General features: G+C 67.0%; 11 protein-coding genes. 9 read left to right on the top strand and 2 right to left on the bottom strand.

The annotated features are described in order from the left end of the window. Nucleotides 1-361: hypothetical protein (locus KY389_RS15760; RefSeq protein ID WP_343222964.1), on the bottom strand; the 361-nt coding region annotated here is incomplete at its 3' end. On the opposite strand from KY389_RS15760, the gene KY389_RS15755 reads away from it, so the two are divergent. Beyond that, nucleotides 348-581, top strand: coding sequence for a hypothetical protein (locus tag KY389_RS15755; RefSeq protein ID WP_343222963.1), 234 nt, complete (start codon nt 348-350; stop codon nt 579-581). The genes KY389_RS15760 and KY389_RS15755 overlap by 14 nt on opposite strands. 155 nt (nt 582-736) lie before the next feature. Here the strand turns inward: KY389_RS15755 and KY389_RS13125 are convergent, their stop codons facing one another. Further along, entirely contained in the window at nt 737-1483 is a 747-nt protein-coding gene (locus KY389_RS13125) for a cyclic nucleotide-binding domain-containing protein (RefSeq protein ID WP_219831442.1), read from the bottom strand. 248 nt (nt 1484-1731) lie between these two features. On the opposite strand from KY389_RS13125, the gene KY389_RS13120 reads away from it, so the two are divergent. The 8 genes from KY389_RS13120 to KY389_RS13085 all read left to right on the top strand — a co-directional run bounded on the left by KY389_RS13120 (nt 1732) and on the right by KY389_RS13085 (nt 12933). Further along, nucleotides 1732-2226 carry a universal stress protein gene (locus tag KY389_RS13120; RefSeq protein WP_219831441.1) on the top strand — a complete coding sequence of 165 codons (495 nt, stop codon included), beginning with the start codon at nt 1732-1734 and terminating at the stop codon, nt 2224-2226. 10 nt (nt 2227-2236) lie between these two features. Beyond that, the gene (locus KY389_RS13115; RefSeq protein WP_219831440.1) at nt 2237-3883 is read left to right on the top strand and encodes an MFS transporter; all 1647 of its coding nucleotides are present in this window, start codon (nt 2237-2239) and stop codon (nt 3881-3883) included. Nucleotides 3884-3947: 64 nt separating this feature from the next. Beyond that, complete coding sequence (locus tag KY389_RS13110) at nt 3948-5312, top strand: MFS transporter (protein ID WP_219831439.1); 1365 nt, start codon at nt 3948-3950, stop codon at nt 5310-5312. A 58-nt stretch (nt 5313-5370) separates the two neighbouring features. Then, nucleotides 5371-9117, top strand: coding sequence for a nitrate reductase subunit alpha (locus tag KY389_RS13105; protein WP_219831438.1), 3747 nt, complete (start codon nt 5371-5373; stop codon nt 9115-9117). Beyond that, on the top strand, nt 9114-10634 hold the full coding sequence (gene narH / locus KY389_RS13100; RefSeq protein ID WP_219831437.1) for a nitrate reductase subunit beta: 1521 nt from the start codon (nt 9114-9116) through the stop codon (nt 10632-10634). Before KY389_RS13105 ends, narH begins: the two co-directional genes overlap by 4 nt. Continuing rightward, nucleotides 10631-11338 (top strand): nitrate reductase molybdenum cofactor assembly chaperone, encoded by a 708-nt coding sequence (gene narJ, locus KY389_RS13095; protein WP_219831436.1) that lies wholly within the window; start codon nt 10631-10633, stop codon nt 11336-11338. The genes narH and narJ overlap by 4 nt, the downstream gene beginning before the upstream one ends. A gap of 12 nt (nt 11339-11350) precedes the next feature. Then, nucleotides 11351-12136 (top strand): respiratory nitrate reductase subunit gamma, encoded by a 786-nt coding sequence (narI, locus tag KY389_RS13090; RefSeq protein WP_219831435.1) that lies wholly within the window; start codon nt 11351-11353, stop codon nt 12134-12136. A gap of 5 nt (nt 12137-12141) precedes the next feature. Next, nucleotides 12142-12933, top strand: a complete 792-nt coding sequence (locus tag KY389_RS13085; RefSeq protein WP_219831434.1) for a peptidylprolyl isomerase — start codon at nt 12142-12144, stop codon at nt 12931-12933. The last annotated feature ends 3 nt before the right edge of the window (nt 12934-12936 follow it).

The raw sequence follows: 12936 nt of genomic DNA, 5'->3' as shown, positions 1-12936 counted from the left end.
CTGAAGTATCAGACCCCGGAGGAATTCGCAGCAGCGAGGCCCTTCGATAAAACGCAATGGGCGCAGCCGCTTGAGCTACTTGATGGCTCCGCGCCTGCGCCCATTGCTCACGCCGCCGAATAATGGCACACAAAAAGAGAACAAACTCGACCTGCGAGTGGCCCTGAAAACAGGGGCAGGTCAGGCTGATCGGATCGACCTCGGCGCTCGCGACCACACTGACCCCCTCTGCCGTCGTCAACGCCATCGGCATCGGCTTCCAGCGCGGCACGCACGCGAACTGGCAGATCGTCCACAACTCCGGCTCCGGCGCGCCCACGTCGATCGACCTCGGGCCTGGCTTGCCGGTGGACGCGAGCACGAACGTCCTGACTCTCTTCCTCTATGCCGCCCCCAACGCTGCCTCGGTCTGGGTCCGCGTCGTCGAGGAAGTCTCCGGCGCCATCGCCGAGGTCGAGATCACCGCGAACCTCCCCGCCGCCACCCAGCTCCTGAGCCCCCGCAACTGCATGAACACCGGCAGCACCGCGGCGGCGGTCGCCTACGACTGCTCCGGGGTTTATGTAGAGACGGATTGCTAAAGTATCTCTCCGGCCAGGGATGCGCGCGCAGGGCTGACGGGCGACGATGAACGCGGCAAGGGCACAACTGCACCGCTAAGCAACATGGCGCCGCCGATCATCACACCCAAGGAGCTTGTAGGATTGCACCTGTCCCGGTTGGGCTGCGCGGCCCCTCAGCCGAGGCGGCCGACCGGCGGCAGGGCCACGCCGGCGCTGGCGCCTTCCGGGTCGGGGCCGTCGATCAGCGGGTCGGGCCGCGCCAGTGCCGAAAGTTTCGCGCGGTCGGTGATGATGACGCGGCTGCCGTCCACCCTCACGCCTTCGGCATCGAGCGACTTCAGCGCACGGCTGAGGTTTTCGGGCGTCATGCCGAGGTAGCTGGCCAGAAGCCGCTTTTCCACCGGCAGGACGAAGCTCGGCACATTCCCCGCCAGCACCGACTGGCGCAGGAGGTAGGACGCGATCCGCTCGCGCGAGGTCCTGAGCTTCAGCCCCTTGGCATGGCGCACCACCGCGCGGTAGCAGCCGGCGAGTTCGTTGATGACCGAGACGGCGAATTCCGTGTCGCGGTGGAAGATCGCGCGCAGGTCGCTGGCCGGGATCAGGATGATGCGCGCGCGCTCGAGCGTGCGCGCCGACATGAGGTAAGGCGCGTCGCGGATGCAGGCGGCGAGGATGAAGGTGCCCACGGGCCGCACCACCGCCATGGTGCATTCGCGCCCGGCCCACTGCGCATGGAGTTCGACCTGCCCCTCCATCACCACATGCAGGAAATCGGCCGGATCGCCTTGGCGGATCAGCTCGAGCCCCGCGGGGAAGGTCTGGGCGTAGGCGCCCTGCATCAGCGTCTCGAAACTGCCCTGCAGCATGTCGCGGAACAGCGGCAGGTGGCGGATCTCGGGCAGTTCGTGGGGGCGCATCGCTGTTGGCTCCGATTCTCGACATGACATTCATCAATCGAGGGGTCGAAACTTGCAACCGGGTCACCCGGATTTCTTGGTTCCCGAGCCGAAAAAGGATCCGCACGCACCTTGACCGGCCGCAAATGCGGTCGCTTTTCCCCGGCCTCACACGCTGCGCTTGATCCAGATCAAGCCCTCGCGCCGGCCCTTGCCCTCTTGTCACCGGCAACCGGGCCGCAGCGCCCGCAGACCGTCGAGGGATGCCCATGAAAATCATGCTCGCCTATGACAACTCGCGCAATGCGCGCATCTCGCTGGACTTCGTCCTCACGACCTTCGGCGCATTGAAACCCACCGTGACGCTGATCTCGGTGGTCGAGGACGTAGGCTCCTCGACCGCGGGCGCGGACGATCTGTTCCGCGAACAGTATGAGGCCCAGAAGGCCGGGGCCGAGACCGCTGCGTCCAAGCTCGTCGCCGCCGGGCTCCCGGCCAAGGTCCTGCTGGCCGAGGGCGACGCGCGCAAGATGATCCTGCGCGCCACCGAGGAGAAGAAGCCCGACCTCCTCGTCATGGCCCGCCACAGCCACCAACCCGACGCGGGGCCCCTTGGCTTCATCGCCCGGCGCCTCGATGCCCTGGTCGAGGAGTTCGACCACATGACCTTCGGCTCGGTCTCGGCCTTCCTGGCCCGGCGGGTGAGGTGCCCGCTGCTGATCGTGCCCACCCATGCCGAAGCCGCCGCCCAAGCGGCCGAATAGGGGAACCCCAATGCAAGTGTCCGACCTCTTCCGGTTCAGGAATGCCGAGATCAAGGCGCTGCACCTGACCTGGATCGCCTTCTTCATGTCCTTCTATGTCTGGTTCAACATGGCGCCGCTGGCCAGCTCCATGCTGGCCACGGTGGACTGGCTGACGCGCGACGACATCCGCCTGTTTGCCATCGCCAATGTGGCGCTGACGATCCCGGCGCGCATCATCGTCGGCATGGCGCTGGACCGCTATGGCCCGCGGCGAGTGTTCTCGGTGCTGATGGTGCTGATGGCGATCCCGACCTGGGTCTTCGCCTTCGGCGACACGCGCGAGGTGCTGTTCGTGTCGCGCCTGGTGCTGTCCTCGATCGGCGCCAGCTTCGTGGTCACCATCCACATGGTGGCGCTGTGGTTTCCGCCGCGCTCGATCGGCTTTGCCGAGGGCTTCGCCGCCGGCTGGGGCAATTTCGGCTCGGCGGCGGCGGCGATGACGCTGCCCACGATCGCGCTGCACATCTATGGCGGCGATGACGGCTGGCGCTGGGCGATCGCCACCTCGGGGCTGGTGATCGCGGTCTATGGCGTGATCTACTGGTTTGCCATCACCGACGGGCCGAAGCCCGGCACCCAGCGCAAGCCGCGCAAGGCCTCGGCGCTCGAGGTCTCGAGCTGGGGCGATCTGGTGCTGTTGTGCCTGTTCACCGTGCCGATGGTCGGGGTCCTGTCGATCCTGGTCTATCGGGTGCAGCTGATGGGCTATATCGACGGCCTGACGGCGGCGATCCTCTATTTCGCCATCGCGGTGATCGTGGCCTGGCAGGTCTGGCAGGCGATCCGGGTCAACGTGCCGATCCTGCGGCGCGGCGTGCCCGAGGACGATCGCTATCCCTTCAGCTCGGTCGCAGCGCTCAACACCACCTATTTCGCCAATTTCGGTGCCGAGCTTGCGGTGGTGTCGATGCTGCCGATGTTCTTCCAGGAAACCTGGGGGCTGTCGGCGGTGGCGGCGGGCATGATCGCCTCGGCCTTCGCCTTCGTGAACCTGTTTGCGCGCCCCATGGGCGGGCTGGTCTCGGACCGTTTCGGCAACCGCCGCTTCGTGATGATGGCCTACATGCTGGGCATCGCCATCGGCTTTGCGCTGATGGGGCTGATGGACAGCCGCTGGCCGCTGATCGTGGCCATCGCCGTCACCATCATGTGCAGCTTCTTCGTGCAGGGGGCGGAAGGGGCGACCTTCGGGATCGTTCCCTCGATCAAGCGCCGCGTCACCGGGCAGATCTCGGGCATGGCGGGGGCCTGGGGCAATGTGGGGGCGGTCTTCTACCTCTTCGTCTTCATGTTCGTCGATGCCTCGACCTTCTTCTTCATCATCGCCGCGGGTGCGTTCCTCAGCTGGCTGGTCTGCTGGCGCTGGCTGAAGGAGCCCGAGGGCGGTTTCGGCGAGGAATATGTGCTCTCCTCGGTCGATCACGCAATCGCCCGCGAGGCGGCCGAGAAGCGCGCCGCCGAGACCGAGCTGGCCGCGCTGTTTGCCGGAACCGGCAAGGTCGAGATCTCCGAGCGCGGCGAGGGGCTGCAGCTGAAGGCGCAGTTCCGTTCGATCGACGAGCTGCGTCACCTGCTCGCCCGGCTCGGCAACGGCGCCCGCACGGCGGCGAGCTGACCCGATGCCCGGCCGCTCCGGGGCAAGTCCCGGGGCGGGCCCCAGCCAGAAAGGAAACACAAGAATGTTTGCACATGACTCCAGCCCCGCCGCCCGCTCCGGCACCTGGCTGTCGCGATGGGAACCCGAGGACGCCGGCTTCTGGGCCTCGTTCGGCAAGCGCCAGGCGTGGCTGACGCTGATCATCACCACCGCCTGCCTGACCATGGCCTTCATCACCTGGTTCCTGGTCTCGGCGCTGGTGGTGCGCCTGCCGCAGATCGGCTTCCAGTTCACCGGTAGCCAGCTGTTCTGGCTGGCCGCGATGCCCGGGCTTGCCGGCGGCACGCTCAGGCTGATCCACATGTTCCTGGTGCCGATCTACGGCACGCGCCATGTGGTCAGCCTGTCCACGCTCTCGCTCCTGATCCCGCTGGTGGGCTGGTTCTATGCAGTGCAGAACCCGGCCACGCCCTATTGGGTGCTGATGGTCCTGGCCTTCCTGGCCGGTCTGGGCGGGGGCAACTTCAGCTCGTTCATGCCCTCGACCAGCATGTTCTTTCCCAAGCGCCTGCAGGGCACCGCGCTGGCCATTCAGGCCGGGATCGGCAACTTCGGGGTCTCGGTGGTGCAGTTCGTCACCCCCTGGGTGATCGGCTTCGCGCTTCTGGGCGGCATGGCCTGGGTGGGCGAGCCGCAGACGATGACCCGCGCGGGCGTGCAGTCGCAGGTCTGGCTGCAGAACGCGCCCTTGGTGATGATCCCCTTCGTCGCGGTCTTCGGCATCACCGCCTGGATCTTCCTCAAGTCGATCCCGGTCACTGCCAACTTCCGCGAGCAGTTCGACATCTTCCGTTTCGGCAACACCTGGGCGCAGACATCGCTCTACATCATGACCTTCGGCGCCTTCTCGGGGCTGTCGGCGACCTTCCCGCTGCTGATCCGCTCGATCTATGGCGCTTACGAGGGGGCACCCGACCCGCTGGCCTGGGCCTTCTATGGCCCGCTGATCGGCTCGGCCAGCCGCGTGATCGCCGGCCCGATCTCGGACAAGCTGGGCGGCGCGCGGGTGACGCACTGGGCCGGGCTGGGGATGCTGGCCTGCGCGGGCCTTGTCGCCTGGATCGTGACCGGGGCCGACAGCCTGGCCTCCTTCCCCATGTTCGTGGCCGGTATGCTGGCGCTGTTCTTCTTCGCCGGGGTCGGCAATGCCTCGACCTTCAAGCAGATGCCGATGCTGTTCCCGCCGCGTCAGGCGGGGGGCGTGATCGGCTTCACAGCCGCCATCGCTGCCTATGGTCCCTTCCTGTTCGGGATGCTGTTTGCCTGGTCCTTCGACGCCTTCCAGTCGGCGGCCCCGGTGTTCTGGGGTCTGGCCGCCTTCTTCGCCTTCAACGTGGCGCTGAACTGGTGGCTCTACGCCCGGCGGAACGCGCCCTTCCCCTGCTGAACCCTTCGCGCGGGGCCGGCCCCGGCCCCGCCCCCCTCTGACCTGACGGAGAGAGCCGATGAGCCATCTTCTCGACCGCCTGAACTTCCTGACATCGGTCCGCAAGGACATCTTTTCAGGGGGCCACGGCCAGACCACCATCGAAAACCGCGACTGGGAGGATACCTACCGCGCGCGGTGGCGGCACGACAAGATCGTCCGCTCCACCCACGGGGTGAACTGCACGGGCTCGTGCAGCTGGAAGATCTACGTCAAGTCGGGGATCGTCACCTGGGAGACGCAGCAGACCGATTACCCCCGCACCCGGCCGGACCTGCCCAACCACGAGCCCAGGGGCTGCGCGCGCGGCGCCTCCTACAGCTGGTATCTCTACAGCGCCAACCGGGTGAAGACGCCCCTGGTGCGCGGCCGGCTGATGAAGCTGTGGCGCGAAAAGCGCAAGACCATGACGCCGGTGCAGGCTTGGGCGGCGATCCAGTCCGACCCGGCGGCGCGGGCGTCCTATGTCAAGGCCCGCGGCAAGGGCGGCTTCGTCCGCGCATCCTGGGACGAGGTGACGGAACTGACCGCCGCCGCGAACGCCTATACTGCAAAGGAATACGGTCCCGACCGGGTGTTCGGCTTCTCGCCGATTCCGGCCATGTCGATGGTCAGCTACGCCGCAGGCTCGCGCTACCTGTCGCTCCTGGGCGGTACCTGCATGAGCTTCTACGACTGGTATTGCGACCTGCCCCCCGCCAGCCCGATGACCTGGGGCGAGCAGACCGACGTGCCGGAATCGGCCGACTGGTACAACGCGGGCTACCTGCTGCTCTGGGGCTCGAACGTTCCGCAGACCCGCACGCCGGATGCGCATTTCTACACCGAGGCGCGCTATCGCGGCACCAAGTCGGCGGTGATCTGCCCCGACTATTCCGAGGCCGCCAAATTCGCCGACATCTGGCTGAACGCCAAGCAGGGCACCGATGCCGCGCTCGGCATGGCCTTCGGCCATGTCATCCTGCGCGAGTTCCACCTCGACCGGCAGGTGCCCTATTTCGAGGAGTATGTCCGCAAATACAGCGACATGCCGATGCTGGTGCGACTCGAAGCGCAGGACGGCCGGCTGGTGCCGGGCCGGCAGCTGCGCGCCGCCGACCTGCCGGGCGCGCTGGGCGAGACCAACAACCCCGAATGGAAGACTGTCTGCATCGACGAGGCCACCGGCGATCTGGTGGTGCCCAACGGCTCGATCGGCTTCCGCTGGGGCGAACAGGGCAAGTGGAACCTCGAGGAAAAGGCCCAGGGCAAGGATGTCACCCCGCGCCTGACCCTGATCCTCGAGGAGCACCGCGACGAGGTGGCCGAGGTTGCCTTCCCCTGGTTCGGGGGTGCCGCGACCAATGGCTGGGTCAGCGACGACCGCGGTGGCGTGCTCATGCGCCGGGTGCCGGTGAAGAAGGTCAAGCTCGCCGACGGTTCCGAGGCGCTGGTCGCCACGGTCTTCGATCTGATCTGCGCCAACTACAGCCTCGACCGGGGGCTCGGCAGCGACAATGTCGCGCGCGACTACGACGCCGATGTGCCCTTCACCCCGGCCTGGGCCGAGAAGATCACCGGGGTGAAGCGCGACCGGATCATCCAGGTCGCCCGCGAATTCGCCGCCAATGCCGAGAAGACGAACGGCAAGTCGATGATCATCATCGGCGCGGCGATGAACCACTGGTTCCACATGGACATGAACTACCGCAGCGTGATCAACATGCTGGTGTTCTGCGGCTGCGTGGGCCAGTCGGGCGGCGGCTGGGCGCATTATGTGGGGCAGGAGAAGCTGCGCCCGCAGACCGGCTGGACGGCGCTGGCCTTCGCACTCGACTGGGCGCGCCCGCCGCGGCACATGAACTCGACCTCGGCCTGGTATGCGCACACCGACCAGTGGCGCTACGAGACGGTGACGGCCAAGGAGATCCTCTCGCCCACCGCACCCGGGGGCGACTGGGAGAGCCTGAGCCTGATCGACTACAACATCCGCGCCGAGCGGATGGGCTGGCTGCCCTCGGCCCCGCAGCTGCGCACCAACCCGCTCAAGGTGGGTGCCGCGGCCAAGGCCGAAGGGATCGAGGCCAAGGACTATGTGGCGCGCGAGCTCAAGGCCGGGCGGCTCGAGATGTCCTGCCAGGACCCGGATGCGCCCGAGAACTGGCCGCGCAACCTGTTCGTCTGGCGCTCGAACCTGCTGGGATCCAGCGGCAAGGGGCACGAATACTTCCTAAAGCACCTGCTGGGCACCGATCACGGTGTGCTGGGCAAGGACCTCGGGCAGGAAGGGCGGCAAAAGCCGGCCGAGGCGCGCTGGCACGACAAGGCGCCCGAAGGCAAGCTGGACCTGCTGGTCTGCATCGACTTCCGCATGTCCACCACGGCGGTCTATGCCGACATCGTGCTGCCCACCGCGTCCTGGTATGAAAAGGACGACCTGAACACCTCGGACATGCACCCCTTCATCCACCCGCTGCAGGCGGCGGTGGACCCGGCCTATGAGTCGAAGACCGACTGGGAAATCTTCAAGGCGATTGCCCGGAAGTTCTCGGAAGTCGCGCCGGAGATCCTGGGCGTGGAAACCGATGTGGTGCAGCTGCCCCTGCAGCACGACAGCGCGATGGAGATCGCCCAGCCCGAGGTGCGCGACTGGAAGCGCGGCGAATGCGACCTGATCCCGGGCAAGACCGCGCCGGCCTATATCGCGGTCGAGCGGGATTATCCCAACCTCTATGCCCGCTTCACGTCGCTCGGGCCGCTGATGGAGAAGGTCGGCAACGGCGGCAAGGGGATCGCCTGGGACACCAGGACCGAGGTGCATCACCTCAAGGCGCTCAACGGCACCCATCGCGAAGGGCCGACCAAGGGCCTGGCGAAGATCGAGACCGCGATCGACGCCGCCGAGGTGATCCTGATGCTCGCGCCCGAAACCAACGGCGAGGTGGCGGTCAAGGCCTGGTCGGCGCTGGAAAAGGCCACGGGGCGCGAACACGCCCATCTGGCCGAGGTCAAGCATGACGAGAAGATCCGCTTCCGCGACATCGCGGCCCAGCCGCGCAAGATCATCTCGTCGCCCACCTGGTCGGGGATCGAAAGCGAAGAGGTCTGCTACAACGCCGGCTGGACCAACGTGCACGAGCTGATCCCCTGGCGCACGCTTTCGGGCCGCCAGCAGCTTTATCAGGATCACGAATGGATGCGCGCCTTCGGCGAATTCTTCGTCACCTGGCGCCCGCCGGTGGACCTCAAGACCATCACCCCGGATGCGACCAAGGCGCTTGCCAGCGGTGAAAAGCATGTGGTGCTGAACTTCATCACCCCGCACCAGAAATGGGGGATCCATTCGACCTATTCCGACAACCTGTTGATGCTGACGCTCAACCGGGGCGGGCCGGTCATCTGGATTTCCGAGAACGACGCCCGCAAGGCCGGGATCGTCGATAACGACTGGGTGGAACTGTTCAATTCCAACGGAGTGATCGTGGCGCGCGCCGTGGTCAGCCAGCGGATGAAGGACGGCACGACCTTCATGTATCACGCCCAGGAGAAGATCGTGAACACGCCGGGATCGCAGATCACCGGCCAGCGCGGGGGCATCCACAATTCGGTCACGCGGGCGGTGGTGAAACCCACCCACATGATCGGCGGCTATGCCCAGCAGTCCTATGGTTTCAACTACTACGGAACCGTCGGCGCCAACCGCGATGAATTCGTGATCGTCCGGAAGATGAATTCGGTCGATTGGCTTGATCGCCCCGCAACCCGGAAAGTGGAGGCAGCGGAATGAGAGTGCGCGCACAGATCGGCATGGTGCTGAACCTCGACAAGTGCATCGGGTGCCACACCTGCTCGGTGACCTGCAAGAATGTCTGGACCTCGCGTGAAGGTGTCGAATACGCTTGGTTCAACAACGTCGAAACCAAGCCCGGCATCGGCTATCCCAAGGACTGGGAAAACCAGAAGCGGTGGAACGGCGGCTGGATGCGCACGCCCGGCGGCCATCTGGTGCCGAAGCAGGGGGCCAAGTGGCGGATCCTGGCGAATATCTTCGCCAATCCCGACCTGCCCGAGATCGATGATTTCTACGAGCCGTTCGATTTCGACTACGACCACCTGAAATCGGCCCCCGAGATGCAGGCCTTCCCCACCGCGCGCCCGCGCTCGAAGATCTCGGGCGAGCGGATGGAGAAGATCGAATGGGGCCCGAACTGGGAGGAGATCCTCGGCGGGGAATTCGCCAAGCGTGGCCAGGATTACAACTTCGAGGGCGTGCAGAAAGCCATCTACGGCGAGTATGAAAACACCTTCATGATGTATCTGCCGCGGCTGTGCGAGCATTGCCTCAACCCGGCCTGCGTGGCCTCCTGCCCCTCGGGCGCGATCTACAAGCGCGAGGAGGACGGCGTTGTCCTGATCGACCAGGAGAAATGCCGCGGCTGGCGGATGTGCGTCTCGGGCTGCCCCTACAAGAAGATCTATTACAACTGGTCTTCGGGCAAGTCCGAGAAATGCACGCTGTGCTATCCGCGTCTGGAATCCGGCCAGCCGACGGTCTGTTCGGAAACCTGCGTCGGCCGCATCCGCTATCTGGGTGTGATGCTCTACGATGCCGACCGGATCGCCGAGGCCGCCGCGGTCGAGCAGGAGAAGCGCCTCTACGACGCGCAACTGGGGGTGTTCCTCGACCCCCATGACCCCAAGGTGATCGCCGCGGCCCGTGCCGAGGGCATCCCCGAGGACTGGATCAGGGCCGCGCAGCATTCGCCGATCTGGAAGATGGCGATGGAGTGGAAGATCGCCTTCCCGCTGCATCCGGAATACCGCACCCTGCCGATGGTCTGGTATATCCCGCCGCTGTCGCCCATCCAGAACGCGGCCGAGGCCGGCAAGATCGCGGCGCAGGACGACATGCCCGACGTGCGCTCCTTGCGCATTCCGGTGCGGTATCTGGCCAACATGCTGACGGCGGGCGACGAGGCGCCGATCGTCTCGGCGCTGGAGCGGATGCTGGCGATGCGGTCCTACATGCGCTCGAAAACCGTGGATGGGGTGGTGAACCTCGCCGTCGCGCAGCGCGTGGGCCTCAGCCCTGCGCAGATCGACGAGATGTATCAGCTGATGGCCATCGCCAATTACGAGGACCGTTTCGTCATCCCCACCACGCATCGCGAGCTGGTCGAGGATGCCTATGACCTGAGGGGCGGCTGCGGCTTTACCGACGGCAACGGCTGCTCGGCCGGCACCTCGGGCAAGACGCTGTTCGGGGGCAGGAAATTCCGCAGCCCGCAGGAGTTCATCGCATGAAGACCTTTCGCGCGCTTTCGGCCCTTCTGGCCTATCCATCCGCCGAGTTGCAGGCCGCCGTGCCCGCGATCCGGCGGGTCATCGCCGCCGAGGGGGTCATCCCCCCCGGCCAGGCGACCGCGCTCGAGCCGCTGCTCGACAGCCTCGCCACCGGCGATCTTTACGACCTCGAAGAGCGGTATGTCCTGCTCTTCGACCGCTCGCGCAGCCTGTCGCTGAACCTCTTCGAGCACATCCACGGCGAAAGCCGCGACCGGGGTTCGGCGATGGTGGACCTGCTCGAGACCTACCGCGCGGGGGGCTTCGACCTGACCGGGCCGGAGCTGCCCGATCATCTGCCGGTGCTGCTCGAGTTCCTCTCGACGCAGCCGCTCGCCGAGGCCCGCGCGATCCTCGCGGATGCGGGCCACATCCTGGTGGCTCTGGCCGAGCGGCTCAGGCGCCGCGAAAGCCTCTATGCGCCGGTCCTCGCCGCGCTGGTCGCCATCGCGCAGGCCACCCCGGACAGCGAGGAAGCCCGCGCGCTTCTGGCCGAGACGGATGACGACCCCACCGACCTGGCCGCGCTCGACGCCACCTACGCCGAGGCGCAGGTGGTCTTCGGCCCCGACCCCAATGCCGGTTGCCCGGCCGCGCGCGAGGTGCTCGCGCGCATGTCCACAGCCCCCGCCCCCGCGCCTGCGCGCGCGGCGGCCGCCAACTGACGGGAGGCAGAGATGCACAACTTCGTCTTCGGGATCTTTCCCTACATCGCCCTCACCGTGATGGTGGTGGGCTCGATTGCCCGCTACGAGCGCGACCCCTTCACCTGGAAATCGAAGTCCAGCCAGATCCTGCGCAAGCGCCAGTTCGTGCTGGGCTCGGTCTTGTTCCATGTCGGGGTGCTTGTGATTTTTTTCGGCCATCTGGTCGGGCTGCTGACGCCGATCGCCGTCTTTGATGCGATCGGCATCAGCCACGGGGCGAAACAGCTCATGGCGATCATCGTGGGCGGCGTTGCAGGGGTCATGGCGTTGGTGGGCGGGATCATCCTGTTGCACCGTCGGATGACGGATCCGCGCATCCGGGCCCATTCGACCCTGGCCGATACCGGTATTCTCTGGCTCCTCATGGCGCAGCTTGTGCTCGGGCTCGGGTCGATCTTCGTCTCTCTGGGGCACCTCGACGGCCATGCGATGGTCGATCTCATGGCCTGGGCGCAGGGGATCGCCTACTTCCAGGCTGGAGCGGCGGCGCATCTGGCCGAGACACACTGGATATTCAAGCTCCACATCTTCCTCGGGTTGGTCATCTTCGCTCTGTTCCCCTTCACGCGTCTCGTGCACATCGTGTCGGCCCCGGTGCGCTATCTGTGGCGGCCGGGCTATCAGATCGTCCGCTCGCGCCGCGGCGCCCGAGCGCCGGTGATCGGGGTGGCGCCAAGGCCTGCGCCGCAGATCCAGCCCGCGCCCGTCCGCGCGCCCGGACTGTCTGCGGGCAACCAGGTCCAGCCGGCGGAGTGAGCGACATGGCACTTCTGTCCGACATCACGGTGAACGGCCGGGTCATCCCGGCCGCCACCATCGCGCTCGAGGCCCAGAACCACCCCGCGCCGAGGGGCAAGCCCGGCGCGGCCTGGATGGCGGCTGCGCGGGCGCTGGCGCTGCGCGAGATCCTGGTGCAGAAGGCCCGCGCCCTGGGGCTGGTCCCCGCCCCGCAGGAGGTAGCGCCAGGGCAGATGGAGACCGACGACGAGGCCCTGATCCGGCAGGTGCTGGAGGCCTCGGTCGCGCCCGAACCGGTGGACGAGGCGAGCCTGCGCGCCTTCTACGACGCCGACCCCGGCCGCTTCCGCGCCCCGCCGTTGTGGGAGGCCGCGCATATCCTGATCCCGGCCGCGCCGGGCGACGGGACGGCGCGCCAGGCCGCAAGGGCGCTGGCCGAGCGGCTCATCGCCGAACTGGCCGCCTGCCCCGAGCGCTTCGCGGCGCTCGCAGCCGAGCATTCGGCCTGCGACAGCCGCCGGGCCGGGGGCAGCCTGGGCCAGATCGGGCCGGGCGACACGGTGCCCGAGTTCGAGGCCGTCCTGCGCAGCCTGCCCGTGGGGGCCATCGCCCCCGAACCGGTCGAGTCCCGCTTCGGCTTTCACGTCCTCCGGCTCGATGCGCGGGCCGAGGGTGCGGTGCTGCCCTTTGCCGCCGTCGCCCCGCGGCTCCGGGCGGCGGCGGAAAAGGCCGCCTGGGTCCGCGCCGCGCGCGCCTTCGCCGACCGGCTCGCGGCCGAGGCCAGCGTGACCGGCATCCGGCTGGCCGGAGCCTGAGAC

The sequence above is a fragment of the Paracoccus bogoriensis genome (assembly GCF_019431455.1).
Lineage (GTDB): Bacteria > Pseudomonadota > Alphaproteobacteria > Rhodobacterales > Rhodobacteraceae > Paracoccus > Paracoccus bogoriensis.
The sequence above is the reverse complement of the archived record's forward strand: the minus strand, read 5'-3'. Positions and strand labels throughout refer to the sequence as shown.